Source organism: Psychrobacter sp. P11G3 (assembly GCF_001435845.1).
GTDB lineage: Bacteria > Pseudomonadota > Gammaproteobacteria > Pseudomonadales > Moraxellaceae > Psychrobacter.
In genome coordinates this window covers 1,553,937-1,580,367 of record NZ_CM003596.1, presented here as the reverse complement: position 1 = coordinate 1,580,367, position 26,431 = coordinate 1,553,937, and the positions used below count along the sequence as shown (strand labels likewise).

At 42.5% G+C, this 26,431-nt stretch carries 23 protein-coding genes; 11 read left to right on the top strand and 12 right to left on the bottom strand.

The genetic code is table 11. From position 1 onward, the window contains the following. Positions 1-173: 173 nt before the first annotated feature. The gene (locus AK824_RS06450; protein WP_057759987.1) at positions 174-1,052 is read right to left on the bottom strand and encodes a DMT family transporter; all 879 of its coding nucleotides are present in this window, start codon (positions 1,050-1,052) and stop codon (positions 174-176) included. Between the two features lie 126 nt (positions 1,053-1,178). Then, positions 1,179-1,895, bottom strand: a complete 717-nt coding sequence (locus AK824_RS06445) for an SDR family oxidoreductase (protein ID WP_264753502.1) — start codon at positions 1,893-1,895, stop codon at positions 1,179-1,181. Between the two features lie 112 nt (positions 1,896-2,007). On the opposite strand from AK824_RS06445, the gene AK824_RS06440 reads away from it, so the two are divergent. From AK824_RS06440 to AK824_RS06420, 5 genes are all read left to right on the top strand, one after another. Continuing rightward, positions 2,008-2,883 (top strand): LysR substrate-binding domain-containing protein, encoded by an 876-nt coding sequence (locus tag AK824_RS06440; protein WP_057759985.1) that lies wholly within the window; start codon positions 2,008-2,010, stop codon positions 2,881-2,883. 520 nt (positions 2,884-3,403) lie between these two features. Further along, a complete protein-coding gene (locus AK824_RS06435) occupies positions 3,404-4,915 on the top strand; it encodes a glycosyltransferase family 2 protein (protein WP_057759983.1) in 1,512 nt (503 codons plus the stop codon). 173 nt (positions 4,916-5,088) lie between these two features. Next, positions 5,089-6,393 carry a glycosyltransferase gene (locus AK824_RS06430; protein ID WP_057759981.1) on the top strand — a complete coding sequence of 435 codons (1,305 nt, stop codon included), beginning with the start codon at positions 5,089-5,091 and terminating at the stop codon, positions 6,391-6,393. After that, entirely contained in the window at positions 6,393-7,694 is a 1,302-nt protein-coding gene (locus tag AK824_RS06425; protein WP_156410690.1) for a hypothetical protein, read from the top strand. The genes AK824_RS06430 and AK824_RS06425 overlap by 1 nt, the downstream gene beginning before the upstream one ends. A 61-nt stretch (positions 7,695-7,755) precedes the next feature. Next, on the top strand, positions 7,756-8,751 hold the full coding sequence (locus AK824_RS06420; RefSeq protein ID WP_057759976.1) for a glycosyltransferase family 2 protein: 996 nt from the start codon (positions 7,756-7,758) through the stop codon (positions 8,749-8,751). Positions 8,752-8,815: 64 nt separating this feature from the next. Here AK824_RS06420 and AK824_RS06415 read toward each other — a convergent pair whose 3' ends face one another. The 7 genes from AK824_RS06415 to AK824_RS06385 all read right to left on the bottom strand — a co-directional run bounded on the left by AK824_RS06415 (position 8,816) and on the right by AK824_RS06385 (position 17,214). Then, positions 8,816-9,643: a hypothetical protein gene (locus AK824_RS06415; RefSeq protein ID WP_057759973.1), complete on the bottom strand. Its 828-nt coding sequence runs from the start codon at positions 9,641-9,643 to the stop codon at positions 8,816-8,818. Positions 9,644-9,777: 134 nt separating this feature from the next. Further along, complete coding sequence (locus tag AK824_RS06410) at positions 9,778-10,773, bottom strand: hypothetical protein (RefSeq protein ID WP_227511216.1); 996 nt, start codon at positions 10,771-10,773, stop codon at positions 9,778-9,780. A 203-nt stretch (positions 10,774-10,976) separates the two neighbouring features. Beyond that, positions 10,977-11,456 carry an acyl-CoA thioesterase gene (locus tag AK824_RS06405; RefSeq protein WP_057759970.1) on the bottom strand — a complete coding sequence of 160 codons (480 nt, stop codon included), beginning with the start codon at positions 11,454-11,456 and terminating at the stop codon, positions 10,977-10,979. Between the two features lie 167 nt (positions 11,457-11,623). Continuing rightward, the gene (locus AK824_RS06400; protein ID WP_057759967.1) at positions 11,624-13,312 is read right to left on the bottom strand and encodes a fatty acid--CoA ligase; all 1,689 of its coding nucleotides are present in this window, start codon (positions 13,310-13,312) and stop codon (positions 11,624-11,626) included. A 169-nt stretch (positions 13,313-13,481) separates the two neighbouring features. Next, positions 13,482-14,684: a 3-oxoadipyl-CoA thiolase gene (locus AK824_RS06395; protein ID WP_057759964.1), complete on the bottom strand. Its 1,203-nt coding sequence runs from the start codon at positions 14,682-14,684 to the stop codon at positions 13,482-13,484. A gap of 72 nt (positions 14,685-14,756) precedes the next feature. Further along, positions 14,757-16,322, bottom strand: a complete 1,566-nt coding sequence (locus tag AK824_RS06390; protein ID WP_057759962.1) for a 3-hydroxyacyl-CoA dehydrogenase — start codon at positions 16,320-16,322, stop codon at positions 14,757-14,759. 115 nt (positions 16,323-16,437) lie between these two features. Continuing rightward, positions 16,438-17,214, bottom strand: a complete 777-nt coding sequence (locus tag AK824_RS06385) for an enoyl-CoA hydratase (protein ID WP_057759956.1) — start codon at positions 17,212-17,214, stop codon at positions 16,438-16,440. Between the two features lie 329 nt (positions 17,215-17,543). On the opposite strand from AK824_RS06385, the gene AK824_RS06380 reads away from it, so the two are divergent. The 4 genes from AK824_RS06380 to AK824_RS06365 all read left to right on the top strand — a co-directional run bounded on the left by AK824_RS06380 (position 17,544) and on the right by AK824_RS06365 (position 22,409). Then, positions 17,544-18,698 (top strand): acyl-CoA dehydrogenase family protein, encoded by a 1,155-nt coding sequence (locus tag AK824_RS06380; protein WP_057759953.1) that lies wholly within the window; start codon positions 17,544-17,546, stop codon positions 18,696-18,698. 161 nt (positions 18,699-18,859) lie between these two features. Beyond that, positions 18,860-20,092 carry an MFS transporter gene (locus AK824_RS06375; protein WP_227511232.1) on the top strand — a complete coding sequence of 411 codons (1,233 nt, stop codon included), beginning with the start codon at positions 18,860-18,862 and terminating at the stop codon, positions 20,090-20,092. Positions 20,093-20,318: 226 nt separating this feature from the next. After that, on the top strand, positions 20,319-21,164 hold the full coding sequence (locus AK824_RS06370; protein ID WP_057759948.1) for an IclR family transcriptional regulator: 846 nt from the start codon (positions 20,319-20,321) through the stop codon (positions 21,162-21,164). 150 nt (positions 21,165-21,314) lie between these two features. After that, a complete protein-coding gene (locus AK824_RS06365) occupies positions 21,315-22,409 on the top strand; it encodes an NADH:flavin oxidoreductase/NADH oxidase (RefSeq protein WP_057759946.1) in 1,095 nt (364 codons plus the stop codon). A 226-nt stretch (positions 22,410-22,635) separates the two neighbouring features. On the opposite strand, the gene AK824_RS06360 is transcribed toward AK824_RS06365, so the two are convergent. Next, positions 22,636-23,997, bottom strand: a complete 1,362-nt coding sequence (locus tag AK824_RS06360) for a hypothetical protein (protein WP_057759942.1) — start codon at positions 23,995-23,997, stop codon at positions 22,636-22,638. A gap of 192 nt (positions 23,998-24,189) precedes the next feature. Further along, positions 24,190-24,549 carry an OsmC family protein gene (locus tag AK824_RS06355; protein ID WP_197411823.1) on the bottom strand — a complete coding sequence of 120 codons (360 nt, stop codon included), beginning with the start codon at positions 24,547-24,549 and terminating at the stop codon, positions 24,190-24,192. A 158-nt stretch (positions 24,550-24,707) separates the two neighbouring features. Here AK824_RS06355 and AK824_RS13515 point away from each other — a divergent pair, with 158 nt between their 5' ends. Together AK824_RS13515 and AK824_RS06350 are read left to right on the top strand one after the other, a co-directional pair. After that, positions 24,708-24,863, top strand: coding sequence for a hypothetical protein (locus AK824_RS13515; protein ID WP_413772209.1), 156 nt, complete (start codon positions 24,708-24,710; stop codon positions 24,861-24,863). 537 nt (positions 24,864-25,400) lie between these two features. Continuing rightward, positions 25,401-25,700 carry a hypothetical protein gene (locus AK824_RS06350; RefSeq protein WP_057759939.1) on the top strand — a complete coding sequence of 100 codons (300 nt, stop codon included), beginning with the start codon at positions 25,401-25,403 and terminating at the stop codon, positions 25,698-25,700. Positions 25,701-25,747: 47 nt separating this feature from the next. On the opposite strand, the gene AK824_RS06345 is transcribed toward AK824_RS06350, so the two are convergent. Further along, complete coding sequence (locus AK824_RS06345) at positions 25,748-26,395, bottom strand: glutathione S-transferase (RefSeq protein WP_082624591.1); 648 nt, start codon at positions 26,393-26,395, stop codon at positions 25,748-25,750. Positions 26,396-26,431: the final 36 nt, after the last annotated feature.

The window sequence follows — 26,431 nt, the reverse complement described above, 5'->3', positions numbered from 1 at the left end:
TGACGACCATCGACTGTTATTTGATGGTCGGCATGTTACTGGTCATGGAGCTATGGAGCTAGTGCTGTAAACGTATCGAAAATTCTAGTAACAGCTATAGGCTTGAATGAAATCATCGACTAGCTTGTCATAAGTATGCGTATTGTATTTTTAACAGTCTACCCCTCCTACCGCTAACCTGAAGCCTGTCTACCCGTTTGTATCAGTAGGACACCACTTAAAATCAGTACCAACGCTATAATTTCTAAGCTGGTGATGTCCTCTCCGATTACCGCGCCAATGATGACAGCAACGACTGGAGCAATATAAGTAGCACCAGCAGCCCGCACTGAACCCAATGTCTCAATGATAAAATAATAAATCAAAAAAGCAGCACCTGTACCCAAAGTACCCAGACCAAGTATTGTTCCCCACATTGCCCTAGTATCTGTCGACAGCTGGGTTATACCATCGAAATCGATGAGTATCGAAAGCGTTATGACAGCCAACCCCACTTGCCAAGTAGCTAACGCCAGTGGTGGCAACCTCAGAGGAGATAGATAACGCCGCGCATACACAAAAGATGCACCCACACTCAAAGACCCTGCCAACATCCACAAAACGCCAACGAGAGAGACACCAGTAGCGCTTTGCCATGGTCGCGCACTTAATGCGATACCAGCAAATCCTAGCGCAAGTCCAATCGCCATTTGCTTGGTCGGACGCTCATCAGGTAAGAATAGCGCCGCGCCCAAAAAGGTAAATATAGGGATTGAACCACTTAATAGACCTGCGATACTACTGGGCAATAGCGCCGTACCTGCGACAAATCCATAATAGTAAAAAGACGTTGCGAGCACTGACATCACTATAAAGTGTGGCAAATGCTGTAACTGCGCTCGAGTAATTACCTTGCTGTGCCAAGCAACGGCAACCAATGGCAAGAACCCAAATAGCAGGCGTAAAAATACGGTTTGTGAGGGGCTGATTAGAGCCGTCGCCCATTTCATAAAAATAAAATTCGATCCCCAGATGACACCAAGGAGCAACAGTGCAGCATATGCTCGGAACATAACATTGGCCTTAACAAATAGATGAGTTGCTTTTTTCAAACAGCTAGCGTCGACAGTGTTTTATTGCTTGTATTAACAGTCTGGTATTAACTATCTTGTATCAATAGGCTTGTACTGACTGACTCGTTACACAGAGCGAATGACACCACCATCAACCCGTATATTCTGACCAGTGATATATCCGGCAGCTTCGGATAGTAAAAAGGCAATTGTTGAGGCGACTTCTTCAGAGGTACCATAACGTCTCATCGGCACGCTCTCACGTCGCTCATCGACTTCAGGCAAGCTATCAATCCAGCCGGGTAAGACATTGTTAATGCGTATACCTTTTGGCGCATAATCGTCAGAGAATATCTTGGTAAAAGCGCCAATGCTGGCACGAAAAGCCGTTGACGTAGGAAAAAGCGCAGTCGGCTGCGTTACCCAAGAGGTAGATATATTGACAATAGCACCGCTACCCTGTGCCACCATGATTGGCGTGACCAAACGAATTGCACGTACCGCACTAAGAAAGTAAACCTCTAGCCCTTTATGCCAATCCTCATCAGTGATGTCCAAGATAGGTGCGCGCGGGCCATGACCTGCAGAGTTCACAAGGGCATCAATACGTCCCCACTGTTGCATCGCCAAATCAACCAAACGTTGTACATCTTCATTAATAATGTTGGAGCCAGTAACACCAATGCCGCCAAGCTGCTTTGCTAAAGCCTCACCTTTACCAGAGGAAGATAAAATAGCGACATGATAACCATCTGCTGCAAGTTTACGAGCAGCGGCAGCACCCATGCCTGATCCGCCTGCGGTGATAAGCGCTACTTTTTTTGTCGTTATAATATTATTCATCTAACTTTCTCCATTAGTTATCGTTTTATCTATCATAACTAATAAAATCAAATTCCTAACATCATAATAAAAGATGCTAGACTGTAGAAAATCTACAGTCTAGGAAAACAAAGTGTCAAACAGCCATCGTACATTACCACCGCTCAATGCCTTGCGTGCATTTGAGGCTGCTGGGCGTCATCTTAATTTTCGGGCGGCGGCTGATGAGCTGTTTGTGACACAAGGCGCGGTTGCTCAACAGGTAAGAATGCTAGAGGAGCATATCGGCTTTCCTTTGTTTCAAAGACTACCAAGAGGCGTGGCGCTCACTAGCCAGGGTTCTGTTTACTTTGCAGAAGTTACGCGCGCTTTTAAGATTTTAGATAAAGCAACAGCTCAGCTCCTAAGAGAACCTAAGACTGTTACTATCAGCGTGACACCGACTTTTGCCACTAAGCTATTATTGCCGCGTTTATCGGCTTTGACTGCTGCGGTTCCTGATGCCGAGTTGCGTACTGTAGCGACCGAGTCCATTGCAGACTTTGATCGTGATCAGGTAGATATCGCGGTACGCCTGACGCGCCCACCATTCCCTGCAGCATTTGATACTCATCTGCTGTTCAAACAAACGCTCGTAGCTGTAGCCAGCCCTCACCTAATGGCCAATAGAGAACTACCCATGTCAATAGAAGCGCTACAAGAGATGCCATTGCTCCATGACTCACATCATCATTGGCCACGATTTTTTGGTACCACAGATAAGCTAGCCGGCGCTGTATTTAATCAAACCGCTTTGGCTTTAGATGCAGCGCTAGCGGGTCAAGGCGTTGCGATTGCTTGTCAGGCTTTCGTACAAGCGGATTTGAATGCAGGAAGATTGGTACAGATAAGCGAGTCAACGCTAACAGTCGAGCCAGATTATTATCTCGTTCGCAAAAAGAACTCGTCATCCACACCGACTGTCGACGCTGTCTGGGACTGGTGTATTACCCACTTAGCACTGGTCTAATACAGTACTAATCTGGCTAGATACTGGCTTAGATTGGCACTGAGCCAGCTACGTCAGTGATGTTGACCTCGTTAACTTTCACTTTAATAATTGTCATTAACGCTGCTTAATGTCAACTGCTCCCGCCTTTAAGCCTAATATGATGCGTATAAGCTCAGCGATATGCATCCTTCCCCTTCTCTTGCCACCTATCCGTTTTATAGCTCTCATCTTTTTCACGCTCATTTTAGCGATCTAAAAATCTAGTACATTCAACAGTCTCTCCTATCGATTAACTTTTTTACGTTCAAAAGAGTATGCGTTTTTCGATTCTTATTACGTAGAATTACACAGTTAATTCTTCATAAACAATTATCGACTAAACCCTTACTTAATTTTGTATTAGTATCTATTGGTATTAAACAAATCAGTGAGGATACAAGTACTTACCTTGTTATAGACACGTTTTTATAGCCACATTTTTTCAGTCACATTCTCTTCATATAAATTCTTATTTATCGCGCATGCTTAAGGACCAGACATGACTGCTAACTCTCAAAAACCATCGACCCATGAAACGCTTAGTTTTCAATTGATGACGCGGTCCGAACCACCAGAACTGGTTATTGCAACGATAAAATCATTATTAGCAATCAAAGAAGCACGCGATGAGATCTTAATTATTGACAACAACAATCAAGAAATCTCGTTATATGAGCCTTTAGCCAAATTTTGCGAAAGCTTAGATACTGAGCTGAATGTTCGTTTTTATCATATTGATCGTGTCGAAGGATTCAAAGCGGGCGCTTTAAACTTGGCACTTGGGTTGATGAGTCCAGACTGTAGTCACATTGTGGTGGTCGATAGTGATTACCAAGCATTACCACATGCTAGAGCCTCTATTATGCACGCTATCGCCCAATATCCTGAGCATACCCTACTTCAGTTTCCGCAGTTTTATCGTAATGAAGGACAGCTCGATGCGCATAGCGAGTTGAATCACTATTTCAATCATCATTTGTATCGTCCTTTTAATCGCATTCGCGCCTTATCAACGGGTACTTACGCCGTCATTCGACGCTCGGATCTTTTGAGCATAGGAGGCTGGTCAGGTGCTTCTATCACTGAAGATGCTCAGATGGGCGTGCTTATGCATCGACAAGGTTTTCGCAGTCAGTTTGTGCCAGAAGTCATTGCCACGGGTTTACTGCCTAACACACTAGATGATCTAATATGTCAACGTCGACGTTGGATTTACGGCAATATGCAGGTGCTCACGGATTACCTGTCAGTCCCGTACCACTCTTTAGTTCAGTATGTCTCACAATCCAAAAGTATGAGTGAACGTCTAGCCTATATGCGTGCTCATCTGTCTCAATTGAGTGCTTGGGTAAATTTCACAGGATTCTTTATTCTTTTGCATATCTGCTTATTACTGGTGATGGTTGATATGCTTTTAATAAATAATGCTAACGTGTCGATGCTTGCACCTTTGTATGTGGTTTATGCAGGTTATGCCTTTTTCATCCTTAGACGGTTGTGGGCATATTGCCATGATAAATCGCCTCTCAATAAACAAATAGATGACAGCTATCAGCCACGTTTTAGCAGAAAAGTACGAGCATGGTTGATGCACTTGAATTTTTGGGAGATTGGCGCACTGTCATGGTTTCCGGTGCTGTGGGGACGAGAAAAACCTTTTGTCTGTACGCCAAAACAAAATTATATCCAAAGTCGTCAGTCATTATTCCTTAAGAATATAGCAGCGTTGCCAAAACTGCTGTTGGTGCTAAATATCATTACAGCTCTAGTTGTAGCACCATTTTCACCGCTCTATTCGCCAGTACTATTTATATGTGCAGCGGCAGTTTGTATTCTTAAACTAAGCGCCGCCAAGGTAGCAATGGATAATTTCTCTGATGCTCGAGCAGACACACCAAGTATGAGTAAGGTTCTGAGACAGACTTTAAAAGTAGCCCATGAAAAGAAGACGACTATCACGACATCTTATGCGACGTCTTTATTTAAAGATAAAAAGACCATCGATTCGTAAAAGCCAGTATTTATAGAACTAGTACTTATAAAGATAGCGGTTTATATAAGCCAATTTTGAAACAAGGTCATTCTATTGTCTTTTATCGTTTCTATACTAGGTTCCCTATACACCACTCTACTAACCAAAACGCTTATAGCCATAATGCTTATAACTATAAAGGTCTTAAAAACATGATTAGGTCTTCGAATTCACCGCTACGTATTGCCATTATCGCGCATTCACTGTATCCCATTGCCCAGCCTTACGCGGGTGGTCTAGAAATGATTACCCAATTAATTTGTGATGAGCTAGTGGCGCAAGGTCATGAGGTATTGCTTTACGCTCATAAAGATAGCGAGACGAAAGCAACGTTGGTGCCATTATTGACTCGTCATGAGTTTAACAAGATGGTCTATGATAATGAGCATGAAACGGTCGCCATGGGCCGTGAAGAGATGTATCAATATCTCACCTATCAAATAGCCTTACGAGACGTTATCGAACGTGATGAGCGCGGTGAGATTGATATCGTACATAACCACAGTCTGCATCATATTCCGATGATGACAGGCCAAGCGTTTGGCGAAAGGTTTTTTACTACTTTTCATACGCCTATTTTTCCACAGCTACGTTTGGCACTTTTAACATTACGCTCTGGTACAACTACTCAATTTACAGCAATTAGTAAGCACCAACAGCAGTTATTCGCTGAGTTTGTCCCCTCACAAGTGGTATACAACGGCATCGACGTCGAATCCTTTACTGCCAATACAGAATCGCTTGGCAATACTAATGGTAGCGATAACGAGGTGTATTTCTGGTATGGACGCATCTGCCCTGAAAAAGGCACTCATTTAGCCATGCGGTACTGCATGGAAGCTGGGAAGAAACTTATCATTGCAGGACCTAAAAGCAACGAAGACTACTTCAATCAAAAAGTAGCCCCTTTGTTGTTTAAAGACAGTAAGAGTGGCGATGACAAACTATTCAGTTATGTAGGTCATGTCACCAAGGACGAGATTAACAATTACTTGTGCCGAGCAACTGCCATGCTATTTACCAGCACTTGGGACGAGCCATACGGATTGACCTTAGCTGAGAGTTTGGCATGTGGCACACCAGTCATTGGTTTCGATGCTGGAGCCAGTGCCGAAATTATTACCCCAGAGACAGGAGTCATCGTACCTAAAAAAGACAAAGCCGCCTTTATCAATGGTTTTTCTATGATTAAAAACATATCACGCCAAGCCTGCCGTGACCGTGCTTTACAATTTTGTTCAGTGTCAGCCATGGTAGACGGCTATCTGGAACTGTACCGAGCAGCGTTAAAAAATAGAACTGCGTTAATAGAAGACAATTCAGAAAGCTACATCAACAGTATTAACAGCTATGAGCTGTCTGATTTAACAAAAGACTCCCTGCAGTTTTTTAATCAAGCCATTCAAGCGCCAGTTGAAACTGATAATGATCTTGTTAGCTTTTCTGAGGGATCGTAATGATGCGTATCGGATATTATGCTCATCATCATGGCTCAGGACATTGCCGACAGGCAGACAAACTGGCTGCATTGCTACCTAATAACGCAAGAGCTCAATTAACGGTATTTACGAGCTTAGATATAGCTAGCTATCGTTTTACCGCTATTGATGAGCAACAAATCATACGTTTGAATACAGAAGACGAACTACCCGATGATATATTGGTAGGTCGTGCGGGAGAATATTGGCAACCAGCCAGCTTACATTACTCGCCCGTAGGCAATAGTGACATTCAAAAACGCAGTCACCAAATACTAGACACTATCTTTCAACGTAAGATTGATTTGATGATTATTGATGTCAGCGTCGAGGTGGCAATGCTCTGCCGTGCGGCAAGTATTCCTTACCTTTACGTTAGGCTTCCGGGTATTCGCGATGATGCGCCACATATAGGTGCTTTTGCTGGTGCGCTTGCCTTACTAGCTCCTTATCCTAAAGCGTTAGAGTCTACCCAGACATCTGAGTGGGTCTGTAATAAAACTCTCTATCTTGACTTTATCTACTCTCAAAAAACTGAGTCATACACTTATGAGAGCTTTATAGATATTTTGGCAAAATTAAGCGTGAACAATGAAACTTTTGTTCCTAAAACTACAAGCTTACCATCTATCGAAACTCAATTAACAGACAAGTCCGGAGCTACAACACCTATTATCACCGTTATTAAAGGCTACGGTGGACACAAAGCGATTGACGAAAAACTACCAGAGCTGCGCTCACTGCTACCCAATGCATTAATCATCTCTCTCGGGCCTATAGACGATGACAAACGATGTTATGTCGATATCTCAGCTGAGGTAGATGACGTTACACCATTCATTTGTCATAGCGATTATCTGATGATGGCCTGTGGCCTAAATGCTGTCGCGCAAGCGTATCATTACGATACGCCGCTCATAGTGGTGCCTGATGACAGGCCACATAATGAACAAGCGGTCATGGCTGAAGCGTTAGTTACTCAAAATAAAGCGCTAAATTGGCAGCAGTTTAAAACCTTAATGAGCGTCGATGATGGTCAACCTGAATCTCTTGCCCAAACCATTCATTACCGAAGCAAACAACACCCCACTATCTCGGTTGATAGTATTGAAAAAAATAACATTGAGGAAAATAGCGGCGAGGAAACCAACGTAGTTACGCTAACAGATGCTCAAGCGTTTATGCATAGCACCACTGCTTACTCTACTACTAAGCTTTGGTTTGAAAACTGGTTACTCCCTCGACTCAACTTAGCACCTGAATCAACAATTAAAGACTGACTTATTAAATATTGACTTATTAAAAACAAAAGGCAACTTGATAGCGAGGCAAAGACAAGCGATGACCATTCAGCCAACGATTAACTCCAATACTAATTCCGATATTGTACCGATGACTGTCATTACGACTTGCTATGGTCGTAATCGCCATCTCTACAACCTACTCAGCAGTCTAGAAAATAGCAGTGTGAAGCCAGCCGAAGTCATTATCGTCAACGATGACGCCGATCGCAATCGGTTAGCTGAATTCTCATTAAATATCGTGAAACTACCAACTACGGTTAAATCAGCTGTAAATGATGGTAGCGATACTACAACTACAGAGTTTGACATCGGACATAATCGCAATCTTGGAGCATTGCAGGCAACTCACGATATGCTGATTTTTTTGGATGTTGATTGCATCGTAGCGCCTACGTTTATTGAGCAAATGTATAAGAAGCTTCTGCAATATCCTAATGCGCTTTTGATGGGTCAACCGCGCTATCTAACGCGACCATTATCAGTAGAAGAAATTGCACTATTAAAAACCAATCATTTGCCTTTTTCTGTTTTAAACGAGCTGTCTGTCTATAACCCTTATCGTTATAATTTTGATGAAGCTGATTCAAACCAAGTAGGGACAGAGCAAACAGCTATCAAACAGACTGAGGATTACGGTGCATTTTGGAGCCTATGCTTCGCTATCAAGCGACATACTTTTGATAAAATTGGCGGTTTCGACACCCAATATACAGGTTATGGTGCAGAGGATACCGATTTTTCCTTTACAGCACGTCGATTAGGTATCGATTTTTACCTCACTGCTGATATCGCTTATCATCAGCAGCACAGTGTCTACCGGCCACCACTCAATCATCTGGACAGTATCATTGTCAATGCCAATCGCTTCTATCAAAAATGGCACTGTTGGCCCATGGCAGGATGGTTGTCCCAATTTTCCGATATGGAACTGATTGATTGGACAGAGGAACAGTCGTTACCGATAGCCATACAACGAGAGCCTAATGACAAAGAGGTGGAGCTTTCTCATCGTCCAGACGCTCCTTATGTTTAACTATTTCTAACTAACGAAAACTTAGTTAATCAATATTCTAGTACCGGTGAGTAGTCACGCCATTCTAGTACCGATGAATAGTTACTTCTGTAGGTGGTCGACTCATTTCCTGACGTTCAAAATCCCAGTTATGCCCATGCCAAAAATGAGCAGTTTTATCATTGTCATTGAAACCGATCATTGCTACTTCTAATGGCAGTTTCGTTTTTCGAATACTATATAAGTATGCTCGAGCTGCCAGCATCAGCCGATACAATAGAAAACCTGATGAGGGTGCTGACGAATGAATATCGGTAAAGTATGGATAGTCAGCAACGACTTCATGACGCTCTGATAGCACACTGTGATAGGTAGGGCTTGACCATAGTTTTTGCATATTCGAAGGAATATCTAAGATGCGATGAGTAGTGATAGGATCGTCATTAGGGCTTGGGTCATCAGCTAATGTTGGAAACTGATAAGGCTGGTTGCTCGTCAATACTCCTAACGGGGCGGTTTCTGACATTTGCTCCATCACTGATATATGATTGCTTCTAGGTGGTAGGCCAAAATGCAGCTTACTGTCACCAATCTGACGAAAAAACAACAGCTTAGGTAGTGAACTAGCTAACTGATGGTTAGCAAAAAAATCAGCGTGAATAAAGTGATTAAATAACACTAAGACATCGTCGGGCTGTATTAGCATCTCAAGCTGAACCGTGGTGACAGCAGGATTATTTGCAATTAGAACGACTCGTTTAGCTTGCTCTAGTGCAGTCTGTATAACGACTGGTAGCGTTAAGAAAGCAGACCGCGCTGTGCTTATATCATTAGATATATATTCACTATTCTCTGATAGCGAGATACTCTGTTTGAATATTGGTTTTTCTGTATTGGACTCTGTATTAGACATAGCAACCTTAGTCAATTTGAACTTTTGATTGCTACTTTAGCATTATTAGCGATTTTATAGAAAAAGCTTTACCCCTATTATGCATGGATAAAGCCTTATCTTAATAAAAGTCTACTACTCCATACTTATTCAACTCAAAAATCATATTTTGCCATTATTTCAATTTGCTGACCTGCTGGCATCCATGGGAATGTCGTTACGTCCTGATTTCTCCACTCAATACCCAAATCTAGATCTGGTAAATACTCATAGATAAGGTTTGCACTTTTTACATTGGCAGAAGTGTCTGCCGCATCGTCTACATTTACCTCACCATAACGCAAGTTGCCACGCAGCTTTTGGGTAAATTGATGCTTATATCCTACGCTATAGCCAGTTTGCGAGATAAGCTTCCCATCTTCAGCATCACAGTCTACGCCGCCATTCATAACTAGCGGTCCTCCAACACAGATGGCAGAATAAGCACCCATGCCTTTACCATTGTATATACTGGCATGGAGTGAATCTTTACCCAATGTCAGCTTGCCCGCTAAAGAAACACCGATACCCACATCTGAACCATCTCCGTTCTCAGCATCACGAGCTGTGACAGCCACGTTATAATCAAAGTTAGATATCTTATCTTTATAGCTGACCACCATATCAGGTAAGCTCGCATTATCATAAACAGGATCTTGCGCCGTAAAACGCAGCCCCTTATAAGTATAGTGCAACGTCAAATCTGGACGAATATAAGAACCTCCACCAGAGGCCGTGCCCAAACCAGTACCCCAGAAGTCAAGCTGCTCCGTAGAAAGAGGCGCCACTGCCAAAAACTGACCGTTCCAAGTCTTACCCACTGTCAAATTATCAACCTGAACATACGCATGACGCAAGCGCAGATTTGAGCCGCCCTTAGCGTAATCGCCATAAAAATCACCTTCGATAAACCCCGTGAGTTTTTTATCATCTACCGACTTGGTCGTTTTAACATTGATACGAGACTGTCGTAAATTACCCTTAAATTCCGACTCGCCTTCATCAGGAGAGTTAAAAGCACCTTCTGCTTTGATGTAACCACCGATACTCAAAGTCGTGTCACCTGTTGTCACAAGATCGATTGCTTGCGCAGATACGCATGTTACAACCATAGCAAAACCTACAGATAGCCTTTTTATATAAAGCATCATTCATTTCTTCCCTGTTTTATGTTGATATCCTTATCAATCCAATTGCTACTACATTTTCTCTAGTCCATAAAAATAAATAATCCTTTTAGATGAAAATTAACTGCTACTTAATAACTACTGTTCAATTAAAAACCCTAATCATAATTCGACCGATATATTAGCTGTTACGCTTCTTGATTAATATTCTCTAACGCAGCAATCGCTTCTTTTTGCGACTCATCGATAGGCTTTTTTTGCCCGCTCAATTTATCGAGATATACCAACACCGACTCACCGATTGCAACGACAGTTTTCTGAACCGTACTGTAATAGGTATATTCATGAATCAGACTTGAATTACCAATTTTTTTGACCTTGACACCAATCCATAATTCATCAGGATAGGCAACGGATATTAAATACCGACATGACGAGGCAGCCATCACCGAAGACGTTTGTTCGTTAAATAAACCAAGCCGCCTATTGTAGTAGATACGAGCGTTTTGAGCATATTCGTAATAAACCACATTATTGACATGACCAAAGGAGTCCATATCACCCCATTCCACTTGCTGAGGATAAATAACGGTAAAGTCATGCAATGGGTGATTATCATCGCTTACGACAATCTCTTGTATTTCTGGGAACGTAGGCGCAGCTTCCATAGTTTTTCTCTTTTTATTAGACAGGTTTTGTTATATAGATGATGAGTGTAACTCAGGGTGCTCGTGACTCACACACCTTCCCCATCCCTAGCATTTAGTCAAACACTAGGGTTTATGCAAGCTTTCGCTTTTGTCAAAGTCGATTTAATGGTGACCAGATTGTTTGACTAGATAAGATTTTCTGAGTACATCGAACGCATGCGTTTTTTATCGAGTTTACCGACGCTGGTTTTTGGCATGTCTGGCAAAAACCTCACTTCACTTGGCACACCGTATTTTGGCAGATGACCTCTCTCTACTGCTTGATGACCCAATGCCAAAATATCTTCCATTTTTGTGTCGACATGGTCTGGTTTTAGCACGATCAATGCCAAGGGACGCTCGCCCCAACGCTCATCTGGCACACCAATCACCGCGATATCAGCCACACTCGGATGAAAGGACAAAATGGTTTCTACCTCAAGCGAGGATACCCATTCGCCGCCAGATTTAATGACATCTTTGAGCCTGTCTGTAATGCTTAGCGTGCCATCAGCGGTCATGCAGGCGATGTCTTGAGTATGCATCCAGCCACCTTTCCACAGCTCATCACCTGCATCGGAGTTTTTAAAGTAGCTTTGGGTCAGCCACGGCGCTCGTATCACAAGCTCACCTGTTGACTGGCCATCCATTGGTTGTGGTTTACCATTCTCATCCCAGATCTCCATCGATACCAGCATAATTGGCGAACCTGATAGACAACGATAGTTAAGGTTATCCTCTAGCGTCATTGACTCTGTTTTGTCATCGAATACTGCTCGAGACAGTACAGGGCACGATTCTGACATACCAAACCCCGACATAAACTCTATGCCACATTCTATAGCTGCCTTTGCCAAGCCTTCGTTAAGCTTTGAGCCACCTAGTAACAGTTTAAGATCTTCAAATTTGCGACCGCGTTCTGCCATTTCTTTGAGAAGCATCTGCAATATTGCTGGGACACCATGTGATAGCGTGACTTTGTGCTGCTCGATCAAGTCGACCAATTTTGGTGCCAGATATCTCCCGGGATATACTTGCTTGAGTCCTATCATGGTTGCACCATAAGGCCAGCACCACGCATGTACATGAAACAAAGGCGTCATCGGCATATAGACATCGTTGTAGCGCGCGCCTTGACCTTCGGCATTGAGCGCTGATGCTAAGGTACTTGCCATCGTCTGTAGTACGATCTGGCGATGGGTAAAGAAAACCCCTTTTGGATCACCTGTCGTACCACTGGTGTAGAACGTAGTAGCAATGGTGTTTTCATCAAAATCTAGGAAGTCAAACTCGTCACTAGCAGCTGCTAATAGCGCCTCATATTCGCCATCGACATAGTCAGGCAGCTCAGCTTTCTCACCACCTACTTTGTCATCCTCTGCATCATCAGCCCACATCACATGCTCGATAGAAGGCGCATCGTCACGATAGTCTTTAATCATCGGCGCAAATTCAGCATTCAACAATAAGGCTTTTGGCGCAGCATGGTTGACGGTATATAGCACTTTTTCTTCAGACAGACGCACATTAACGGTTTGCAAAATCATGCCCGACATTGGTACTGCAAAGTATGCTTCAAGGTAACGATGACTGTCCCAATCCATGACCGCGACCACATCACCTGCCTGCAAGCCCATATTTTTTAATACATTAGCCAAGCGATTAATACGTTTAAAAAACTCAGCATAGGTATAAGTGACTTTGTCGGCATAGCTAATGGTTTGGTTGGTGGAAGCAATCTTGGCGCGGTTTAGTAGCTGTTTGATAATTAACGGAAACCCATACGCTTCTTCGGCTTGATGGTAGTTATCGTGTTCGTTGAGTATGGTTGTCATGGTATCTTCCTTGATAATAAATTGTCCTTGATATAGTCAATCCTCTGTAAAAGAGTGACAGCGTTAACCTCACTTGAAGTATCACAGTTACATCTGCGCTCGGTTGCCTTGCATCTCTTCTAAATTGAATCAACTATAATCAGTAATGGGGCGAGCTTGCTTTTGAGTCTCAAACGCGTTCTATCACCATGGCAAGCCCTTGCCCAATACCAATACATAAGCTAACCACGGCATATTTGCCACCTGTGCGCTGTAGCTCTCGAGCGGTACTCAAGGCAATTCTGGCACCTGATGCGCCAAGCGGATGGCCGACAGCGATGGCGCCACCATTGGGATTGACACGCTTATCATCAAAATCAATATCCAACCCTTTTAGGCAGCCAAGCACTTGAGAAGCAAAAGCTTCATTGATCTCAATGACAGACATGTCCTCGAGGGTCAGATTCGCACGCTTTAGTGCTAGCTTAATTGCTTCAACAGGACCTACGCCCATGATGTTGGGTTCAACACCCATTGCACCTGATGATAGGATCTTGGCAATCGGTTTAAAACCTAGCTTTTTCTCTGCTTGCTTTGAACCAATGATAAGCGCGGCAGCACCATCATTGATGCCAGACGCATTACCTGCGGTGACGACTCCATCTTTGTTTAAAGGCTTGAGCTTTTGTAGTGCTTCAATGTTGGAGCTGGCACGAGGATGCTCATCTTCCGTGACTGTTTTTGTGGGCAATTTCTTACCTTGGGGTACGGTAATAGGGGTTATTTCATCGTCAAAAAACCCTGCTTGCTTGGCAGCTTGGTACTTGGCTTGCGATGCGGCTGCAAACTTATCGGCTTCCTCTCGCGTAATACCATACTTCTGCGCGACATTATCGCCCGTCTGCGGCATGGTATCACTGCCGAACTGCTCAATAATCTTCGGGTTGGGGAAACGGCTACCGATAGTCGTATCAAATACTTTGAAGTCACGGCTAAAAGGCTGTTCTGTCTTGGCAAATACAAACGGTGCACGCGTCATCGACTCCACACCACCTGCTAAAATAATATCCCCTTCGTTGCACGTAATACTGCGAGCAGCATCGACAACAGTAGACAGACCTGATGCACATAGACGGTTGACTGTCTGACCTGGGGTAGTGACATCCAACCCTGCTAACAGAGCCGCGTTACGCGCGATATTGCGAGAGTCCTCGCCTGCTTGGTTAGCGCTGCCTAGCAACACTTCATCAAAGATATCAGCAGATAGTTGGTGCTTTTCGACCAACGCTTTCATCACGGTAGCAACCAAATCATCAGCACGTACGGTTGCTAATGCGCCAACATATCGACCAAAAGGACTTCTTAATCCATCATAAATATAGGCATCTAACATAACGTTTCCTTGTCGTATTTTTAACTCTGAATAATGGTTTTATGGTTTAACAACCATATTTTGTCGTTCAAATTAGTAAGTGATTTGCTGAGTAAACAATGACACATCAAGCTTGGCACGGCGCTGCAGCCAAGGGCTTGGACGGTAACGTGGGTCACCTGTCAGCCCGTAGATACGCTCTAAAATAAGCAATACACGCGAGGCGCCAAGATGATCGCCCCAAGAGATAGGACCATATGGATAACCTAGCCCAAGCTTGACAGCATTATCGATGTCCTCAGGTGAAGCAATCCCTTGCATAGCAATGTCACAACCAAGGTTAATTACCATAGCGATCACACGCTGTGCCACAAAGCCAATGCTTTCGGCAATCAGCGTGGCACCGACCATAGGCTGTGTGGTTGCCTCACTGGCAGCCAAGCCCTTACTGAATAATGCATAAGCTTGTGCGATAAATGTTTCCTGCGTGACGAGACTTGGCATCAAAGTACGATGCTTTGCTAGTCCAGTGAGCATATCAATGGCAACGGCTTGCTTAGGATTAACTTGATAACGAATGGCAGCATTAGTCGTATCTTCGCCATAGGGTGCTAGTAAAACCAAACTATCAGGGTTTGGCTTGTCGTTGTCATCAATAGTGATACCCTGAGACTTTAGGTAATCGACCAGCTGAGTTTTGTCTTCTGCCAGATCAGCGCCAACCCAAACTGATGTGATGACGGCATCAGATATGAGTGCTTCGGACGACTGATCTTGTGCAGTAGCTGCTGACAACTTCTGACCGTTTTCATAGTGATAAAACCCTTCACCAACCTTACGACCAAGCTTTTTACCTACTAGCATTTGACGGGTCAATGGATGTGGACGATAGCGCGCTTCGTGATAGAACTGATTGTAAATCGACTCCATCACGGGGTGCGATACATCGATACCAGTGAGGTCTAACAGCTCAAACGGCCCCATGCGAAATCCTGCGCCTTCACGCAAAATTTGATCAATATTCTCAAACGTTGTTACCCCTTCACCCAATATTTTTAACGCTTCTGTACCGTACGCTCTACCGCCATGATTGACGATAAAACCCGGTGTGTCTTTTGCTACCACACCTAGATGACCCATACGTTTGGCCAAATCGGAGAGAACGTCAACCACTGATTGTTGAGTAGACAGGCCTGGAATGACCTCTACAATTTTCATTAGAGGGACTGGATTAAAGAAGTGAAATCCTGCCACTCGTTCTGGGTGATCACAGTCAGCAGCAATTGCGGTCACTGATAAGGAAGAGGTATTGGTCGCCAAAATAGTATTGGCAGTGACCACACCTTCTAACTGGGCAAAAAGCTGTTTTTTAATGTCTAGATTTTCGATAATGGCTTCAACCACTATCTCAGCAGTCGCAATTTGGCTAAGCTCCTGTAGTACCGTCAAATTACTTAAAGTATCCTGTAGCTGCTCATCGGTAAACTTACCTTTAGCAGTGAGTTTTTCTAGGGTACTTTGCAAGGATTGTCGTCCTTGTTCAGCAGCGCCTGATTTGGCGTCATATAAAAGTACTTGGATACCAGCTTGAGCAGCAATTTGAGCAATACCCATGCCCATAATACCAGTGCCGATAATGGCGATTGTGTTCACAGTCATAATAACTCTCTACATAGTTTGCTATGAAATTTCGGTTCAAAGGTGATAACTTGCTTCAAAAGCGATCACAATGTGGCTCTGAATTCACGTGCTTATGAATTAACGCGGCTAGGGATTAATGCCCTTTGTACTCCGCAGGACGCTTTTCTAAGAAGGCTTTAGCGCCTTCTTTTTGGTCGTGAGTATTGAACAAAATCTGGAAAGCCTTACGCTCTAAAGCCAATGCACCTTCTAAGGGCATATCAACACCTAGATTTGCCACTTCTTTGATTTGCGCTAAGGCAATGGGAGAGTAATGTGATAGCTGCTCAGCAATCTCAATGGCACGTGTGATAGTAGCCTCATCTTCAACGACTTCAGATACCAGCCCCATTGTGTCCGCCTCATCAGCGCTGATCATATCGCCCGTTAGTACCATTTTCATGGCCTTATGTTTGCCAATCGCGCGAAACAAACGCTGCGTTCCGCCAGCACCTGGCATGAGTCCTATCTTGATTTCGGGTTGACCAAATTTGGCAGACTTGCCTGCGATGATGATGTCAGCATGCATGGCCAACTCACAGCCACCGCCCAGAGCGTAACCATTGACGGCAGCAATAATAGGCTTTCGGCAGTTAGTGATGGCATTCCAATAGCGTTCACTATGACGCAAGTACATATCCACTGTGCTAGTAGTCAAAAAATCGTTGATATCCGCACCAGCGGCAAACACCTTGTCACCACCAGTAAGGACGATCGCTTTGGTTTGTGAGTCATCATTTAATTGAATGAACAGGTCTGCCATTTGTTGGCGTAGCTCACTGTTTAGTGCATTGCGCACTTTGGGGCGATTAAGTCTAACGACACTCACGCCCTCTCCTTTTTTCTCACAAATAATGAGCGGCTCTTCCATGATCGACTCCTTAAACATCATTTTTGTATAAAGTACAAACACTCTAGCAAAGCATTTATTTTAAATATTAAATATCGCTATGCGGTATTTAATATCAATATATACTGTTTATTTTGGTTTGTGAAGTAGAAAAAATAGATAATTTAGAATAAAATCGGGATAAAAGGTTGTATTAAATTATATAAATACCGCAATGCGGTTTTTTAAACCAAAACTATTGTAATTTAATAATTCATCGATTATGCTGTTTATCCAAGGACGTCACATTATTTAGCACAGTCACAGAGCCGATATTGATATTAGGCATCAATCAAACAAGGAAGATTCATATGATTAGAGATAAAGAGACCCTCGACCACATCACCCAAACCATTCGTAACTTCGTCAACGATCAACTTGTCCCTATGGAACATTGGGTTGCCGAAAATGACCGCCTTCCAGAAGAGATCATTGAGCAAATGCGAGAATTAGGGCTTTTTGGACTGACCATACCCGAAGAGTACGGTGGACTTGGTGTCACTATGGAAGAAGAAGTTACGCTGGCATTTGAGTTAGGACGTACCTCCCCTGCGTTTCGCTCATTAATAGGGACAAATAATGGTATTGGCTCATCTGGCCTAGTGATTGATGGCACTGAAGCACAAAAGCAGAAGTATCTACCTCGGTTGGCCAGTGGTGAAATCATCGGTTCATTCTGTTTGACCGAGCCGGAGTCAGGATCAGATGCCGCCTCATTGAAAACGACCGCTATTAAGGATGGTGATACTTATATCATCAATGGTACCAAGCGCTATATCACCAATGCCCCGCAGGCTGGCGTATTCACTGTCATGGCACGTACTGATCCACAAAACAAGCGCTCTGGCGGTATTTCAGCATTTATTGTGGAGAGTGACACGCCTGGTATTACTTTGGGCAAAATTGACAAAAAAATGGGCCAAAAAGGCGCGCATACTTGTGATGTGATCTTTGATAATTGCGTCGTACCAGCGGATGCACTCATCGGCGGTGTTGAGGGTGTTGGCTTTAAAACGGCTATGAAAGTTCTTGATAAAGGGCGCTTGCATATTGCAGCAGCCAGTACTGGAGCTGCTACTCGCATGCTGAATGATGCACTCAACTATGCCGTCGAACGTAAGCAATTCGGTCAACCGATTGCTAGCTTTCAGCTTATCCAAGGCATGCTTGCTGATTCAAAAGCAGAAATCTATGCCGCCAAATCCATGGTGCTAGACGCTGCACGTCTGCGTGACGAAGGCAAAGACGTCGTTACCGAATCCTCATGCGCCAAAATGTTTGCCACTGAGATGTGTGGCCGTGTTGCTGATAGAGCGGTACAAATTCATGGCGGTGCCGGTTATATCGCAGACTACGGTATTGAACGTTTTTATCGTGATGTACGTCTATATCGTTTGTATGAAGGTACCACACAAATTCAGCAAGTCATCATTGCCCGCAATATGATTAAAGAAGCCAGCGAATAATCCCTACCACTTTTTCAATCACCAAAATGCACGGCGGTATTTGCTAGGATGCTGATACCGTTCCTCTCTATTTTTACCACTACGCATTAAATTAGTTTTTCATTCTCACAACGTTAAGGATATAAATTGTGAAAAGTGTCGCTATAACTGCAGATCCAAGTATGAGCTCCACCCAAAAACAACCTTGGAAACTGGCCTTCGTTTTTTGTTTTTTAGTTTTACTATGTGATGGGGCTGATATCGGTATTCTTGCCTTTACCTTATCCAGCCTAAAACTAGAGTTTGCACTGACCAATGTACAAGCTGGCGCTCTAGGCAGTTGGTCGTTATTTGGGATGGCAATCGGTGGGTTTTTTGGTGGTTGGGCTTGCGATCGCTTTGGCCGAGTACGTGTCATCGTCCTTGCGACTGGCATGTTCTCTATATTGTCTGGTTTTAGTGGATTGGTGCAGAGCTATGAGCAGTTTGTCACGCTGCGGGTTATTGCCTGCTTGGGGCTTGGTAGTCTTTATATCGCTACCAATACGCTTATGTCAGAGATGGTACCTACCAAGCATCGAACCACCGTCCTTGCTGCATTAATGACTGGTTTTACTTTAGGCTCATTGGTTATCACCAGTGTATCCGCTTGGATCATCCCTAGCTATGGTTGGCGTACACTATATCTACTGACGTTTTTGCCGATACTTTTGGCAGTATCAATGTACTTTTTAGTCCCTGAACCCCAGTCTTGGAAAGACGCTCGAGCACTAAAACTGAGCGGCGCACTAGATACTCTCAAAAAAGCAGAGAACCCATACAAAGCGATAATGGAAAATCCGAAACACCGTATCATGTTTATCCTATGGTCAATGAGCTCAGGACTTTTGTTATTCGGCTATTTTGGTGTCAGCAACTGGCTACCTTCTTATCTAGAAACTGAATTGGGTATCAAGTTCAAAGAAATGGCACTGTATATGGCGGGAACGTACCTGACTATGATGTTTGCCAAAGTCGTGGCTGGATTCATGGCTGATAAAATTGGGCGTAAGATAGTATTTGCCTTTGGTACGATGGGCACCGCATTGTTTATTCCTATTCTAGTATATATGCATACTCCAGAAAATATCGGTTGGTTAATGATCACCTTTGGTTTCTTATATGGTATCCCCTATGCCATTAATGCCACCTATCTAACCGAAAGTTTCCCTACTGCTATCCGAGGTACTGCTATCGGTGGTGCATTTAACATTGGACGGCTTGGCTCTGTGATTGCTCCTGTTGCCATTGGTTATATGGCCATGCATAACTCTATCGGCGCAGGTTTATTACTTATGGCAGGTGCATATTTCTTATGTGGTCTTATCCCTACTTTGTTCATTAAAGAAAAGCAGTACGATCCACAAGAAGCCTAACCATACCTCTTGTAACGGCTATTACTACCGTTCATACCGCATAGCGAAACAATAGTTTCTCGTTATGCTATGCTGAGAATGAGAATGTGAAAGTAAATTGATATAATATAATCAAAGAGACAGTGGGTAACTGTGGGCTGATATTAGCTCACAGAATGCTATGAATAATAAAGTTTTGTGATTTTATAACGCTTGTATGAATTTGATTGGGGATAATAGACGACATATGACTAATGATACCCTTGCCGATGAAGACACTAACAATGAGATGCATATTGAATTGTTAGAACCCATTGCAGAGATGAGAGATAAAAACGACAGACAGTTTGTCACAGCATTGGCTCGAGGATTAGAGCTGCTGCGTTGTTTTACCCCGCAGCGGCCTTATCTAGGCAACCAAGACCTAAGTCAGCTAACAGGACTTCCTAAAGGAACCATCACTCGTCTGACCTATACATTGGTCAAATTGGGATATTTAAAGCAATCGACCAATAGTAGTAAGTACCAGCTCTCGACAGGGGTACTAAGTTTTGGTTATACCATGATGACCAATATCTCTATCAATAACCTTGCGACTCCTTATATGGAAGAGCTAGCAGATTATGCCAATAGCGCTGTTGCCATGGCTACTCGTGATCGACTAATGATGGTCTATCTCAACGTTGTGCAAGGCCAAGGGACGACGACTATGCAACGCAATGTCGGCTCTTATTTGCCTATTCATCTAAGTTCGATGGGGAGAGCTTGCTTGGCGAGTATGCCATCTGCTGAGCAAGAGTTTATTCTTAATGCGATTCGTAGTAAGTATAAAGATGATTGGCTAAAGATTAGACGAGGATTAGATAAAGCCTTTCAAGACTATGAAGACTATGGTTATTGTTTTTCAATTAGTGAATGGCAAAAGGATGTCAATGCGGTAGCCATTGCGCTGATGCACCCGACAGAAGGCTTGCTCACTTTTAACTGCGGCGCACCAAGCTTTATCCTTAGTCGTACCAAACTAGAAGAAGACATTGCCCCTCGCCTACTACATATGAAAAATATGATTGAGAGTAATTTGTATATTAGCTAGCATCACTCAAATGTGCCCTATAAGAATAAAGATTCATCTCCACCAACTATTCAAGCGGTAATCATATAAGTCATTTATATCGCTTTTGCATTTTATGTTACGTGTCTTTTTATTTTCAGTGCCTTTAGACGTGTTTGTTGAGGATTCACCATGAGCCAGCTTTTTTCGCCTTTGAAACTTGGGCAACTCACATTAGATAACCGTATTATCATCGCACCCATGTGCCAATACTCTGCCAACGATGGCGCGGCAAGTGATTGGCATACGATCCATTTGGGCCAAATGAGTTTGAGCGGCGCAGGACTACTTATTTTAGAAGCGACTGCGGTCAATCCACAAGGGCGTATCAGCTATGCTGATTTGGGATTATGGGATGACAGGACGCAAGCGGCACTGGATAAAACGCTAACAGCAATCAGGCAGTACAGTCCTATGCCAATAGGCGTACAACTTGCCCATGCTGGGCGTAAAGCATCAACTGAAAAACCATGGGACGGCGGCGGTTCGATTGCCCCTGATGAGGTAAATGGCTGGCAAACGATCGCACCATCGGCGCTTGCCTATGACGAAAACTCTACTGTACCCACAGCAATGGATCAAAATGACATTGATGCGCTAGTAAGTGATTTTGTGAATGCGGCAAAACGCGCTGATGCTCTGGGCCTTGATTTAATTGAACTTCATGGGGCACACGGTTATCTATTGCATCAGTTTTTGTCGCCACTTTCTAATAACCGTGAAGATCAGTACGGCGGTAACCTTGAGAATAGAATGCGCTTGTTACTTGAGGTGTTTACAGCGGTTCGAGCTGAGTTTTCAAACAAAAAGCCCGTAGGTGTGCGTGTGTCTGCAACCGATTGGGTTGAAGGCGGCTGGGACCTCAACCAAACGATTGAGCTGGCTAAAGCTTTGGAGGCGTTAGGCTGTGATTATATCCATGTGAGCACCGCAGGACTTAGCCCAGACCAGCAGATCCCTGTAGAGCCTAACTTCCAAGTGCCTTTTGCAACCGCCATAAAAGAAGCCGTCAATATACCCGTCGTCGCAGTGGGCTTAATCACCGAAGCCGAGCAAGCGCAAAGCATCATTGCGGAGCAGCAAGCGGATGCGGTTGCATTGGCACGCGGCATCCTGTATGACCCGCACTGGCCTTGGCATGCGGCGGCCGAGCTTGGTGCAACCGTCAAAGCACCTAAACAATATCTACGCTCAAGCCCACATGGTAAGCCGTCTCCGATAGAGTAAATGTAATTGAATCAAAAAAAATAGACTGAAGCCATTACTTGCTTCAATCTACGCATTAACTCGAGTCTAAGTAATTATAGTGTAAAAAATTTAGATGAAGTTTAGTTTATTTAACTTGCCAATGGAAATAATATCAATGCTCGCATAAAAAGTTAGTAATAGTCTGCTAAAATCTGAAGCAAAGTATAACTTAGTAAGCAGCTAGCAGTCCTGATTGAATATCTTTTTACACTTCACCTGTTATTTCTTCTATTTTATCTTCTATTTTATCAAAAGGGAGGTTTTCATAAACTGAAAAATCAAAATCATTATTCATTTTAGCTTTCGCTGCTTGGAGAATTTTTAATGACTCATTTTCATTTCTATTTCTCCAGTAGCACTGATTGTTCTTGTTAGTTCCTTCGAGCAATACCTTAAAATCTTCAACTTCAAATTTATCCAGATTGGGATTAATAAAACGTTTAAAGTACATATCTGCTCTTTCAAAGTCATAGCTGCTGATAAAGCAAGCTATACCAAACCTTCTATACTCATCCTCTAGTGAGAACTCTTCTGCGACACTTTTCAATTTTGATAAATGTTCTTTATTTATGTACTTCCCTTTTCCTCCATACTTTTGGTACAGATTACTTAAAATCCATTCAGTTAATTTTATTAAATGCTTACTTGGTGACTCAGACATAAAAAACGCGATTCCAAAATAAGAAAAGTTATCTAACAATACTCGTTTAATAAGTTCTTGAGCGGAAACATCTAAAGCCAAATAAACTTCTCTTTCCAGAAATATAAAATCGACTAGATGCTTTATAGTTTCAGATTCATTGGATATACTCGAATAGTATTTAACTTCATGGTTAATAGCTTGTATTACTGAAGTTCTTTCTTTTTGAAATATAAGTTTTAATGCCCTTATATTTACATCTCTATTTTCTTTCGATTTTTCTTCTTCAGACTTAAAACCAAATTTCCATAGCCCGCGGAATATTTTTATTTTTATTTCAGACGTTAGAGAATTTAAGTACTTTGCATCCAAATAATTAAATAGCGATTTATCATCAGGGAAAATATCTTTAATTTTTTCAAGATCAGATAAAATAGTAGATAGGATTTTTTGTGTCAAGAATGGAGGCTTACAAAGTATAACTTCAATACTATTTCTAATATCACTTCTCACCATCTCTTCTGTTGGTTCAAAAAGTGTATCCTCACTACTAATAACTGGATGAGCCGATAAGTGTCGATTCTCTTGAATCATCATAACTTTATGATTTGATGCTGTATCTAGCAATTGAGTTCTTTCGAATACCAACTTAATTAGTTCCTTTTCCCATTTTGGAGAATAAGGATCTGCCTTCTGTAAACTTTCAATTTCTATAAGTATTTTCTTTGCAGCTTCATCAGCATATAAGTCTCTTAATTCTTGTAGCTTAAATATAATATCACAAACTATAACAGACCAAAGCATGACAGTAGCAGAGCGATAACATCCTGTAGCGTATGATTTATATACTTCATCAAAATACTTCCTTGTTCTCCTATCATATATTTTACTTTTTTGATTTTCTAATGAGAATATTTTAATGTCCATTTAATTTCCTAGAGATAAAGATATAATAAATTCCATACGGTGTTAGCCTACGCTTTTTTCAGATGATCTTAGTTCAGCATCAAGACCATAATTATTTTGTCTAACAACTCAGTAACAGAGGCTAATATGAATAAACATACTATACTTTATAATTACCTTGATATATATAAAGAATTCAATACCCCACCTATATCAAACCACAATCTCCGTAACAATTTCAGTTTTCACCGAGTTGGAGATAAAGCATTGCTCATGCGCCTGATGATGCATTTTTTCAAGCTGTTCCGTTATCAGCTGTTTATCACCCGAATATGTAACCTGCGGTTTTAATATCACTTTAGTCATTGATATTTTACCATCGCTGTCTTTTTCCATAGTGCCTACCGCATTGTCTATGTATGAATCAATCACATATTTTCTTTTGGCGGCAATAGATAAAAAGAAAAGCATGTGGCAGCCTGAAAGAGAGGCCAAAAAAGCCTCTTCAGGATCTACATTTTCCTCAACAGGATAAGGCAAGGTCCCCACATGAGGAGAAGATGAAGCTTGCACGACAACACCGCCATTAAATATCCATTCGTGCCCTCAGCTATATTTATTATCAATATAGCTTTCTTGACTGTCTCGAACTCAGTTGATTTTGGCAAAATACTCTGACATCTGAACTTCCTGCTAAAAGTAGCCTAAAATTTTAGTGTTTATGCGACACTATGATAGACATTCCCGATCCATTAAATGACCCACAATGGAAAGGCTCATTAGAAGCGGGTACTAAAAAGTACCTAAACGATGTCGCAGCATTAGGTCTAGACCCTCAAGCTGTCTATGAAAAAGCCAAAGAAGCGAGTGCGGCTTGTAAGGTTTAAACGACATTACTCATTTACTAATCATTTAGGAGAGTAAATCGTGAAAGCCGCTATGAAATGGGGAGTGCTGTTTGCTTTAGCCAATGATCTTGATGAATATTGAGTTGATAATAGTCTGGTTTATTGAAAAATAATTAAACTTTTTTAAACAATAATGCATCTAATATACCTACATAAAAAGGGGCGACCTATCTTAAGTCGCCCCTTTTTATATCTCATCACTTCTATTCGCTTAAAACCTTTCAAATCCACGTAAAAATTACCATGCCTCTCATTTTATAGCTATGACTTCAGATAAAGTTGAGTAAGTATCGTCTCTAGAGTGTTGCTAGCCTGCCGACCCTTAGCAAAAAGCTCCTAAGATTGTATTAATGGTTCAGTATCTGCTAGAGAAAGTCACCTTTCTTTAACTTTCATAAAAGTACGTAACGCTATAACTCGCTATTATCTACTTATTCAATAAAGCGACGTTCAACTCAGATACCTTTAACCATTCAATAAACACGCTTACTTATAATCAGCCTAAAGGACCTTACTATGAAAAACTTCAACATGAAAAAAATCGCTATTAGCTCACTATTGGCCGTATCTACTTGCTTTGCTATGATCGGTCCAGCGAATGCGGCCCAACAAGTTGTCGTAGTCAAAGACAAACATCAGACAAAACAAGCAGTCGTCGTGAAGGCAAAGCCCAAAGCGAAACAAGTGGTCGTGGTTAAAGCAAAGCCTAAGGCCAAGCAAGTGGTCGTAGCGAAAGCAAAACCTAAAGCCAAAAAAGTAATCGTTGTTAAAGACAAACATCCAGCACAAAAAGTGGTCGTTGTGAAATCAAGATAGACCAAGCAAGACCGATACCCTATACAGCTTATATAGAACCCGCTATATTAAGCAGGGAACACCACTACCTCATCGCCTTCCTGCCATGGCTGAAACTTAGTCATGGCTTGTACAAATAATGGATGCGCCAACCAGTGTTGCAGCCATAGTTGCAGCTTCGGGTACGGCAACTTATAAAAGACATCACGATCTACATGAGCGAACTGACGGACGAACGGCATAATACCGATATCAGCAATCGTTACGCTATTGCCTAGTAGATACGTATTCTTAGTCAATAACGCTTCTAAATCCTGCAGAAAAATTTCACCCTGTTGCCGATATTCTATTTGAGTCATCTCAGGGTGACGATCGGCATATTTGTAGCGATCGAGCCACTGCTTAAACTCATTGTCGTTCTGTGCTATCAGTGCATTAGCCTCAGATAAAACCTTTTCATCTAGCAGTCCTTGAGGATCGTTTTGCTCAAGCGCCCACATCATAATCTCTGCACTCTCTTCAATGACTGATCCATCTGAAAGCTGTAACACAGGAACCGTGCCTTTTGGACTAATCGCTAGCATCTGCTCTGGCTTATTCTTTAGCGTGATTTCTCGTAGCTCTACTGATAACTCGGCGAATATTAGTCCGAGACGAGCGCGCATGGCATAGGGACAGCGACGAAAAGAATACAAGCGAGGCAATGAGGTATTCATAGATTCTTCCATAGTTGAATAGAGATTAAGCAATAG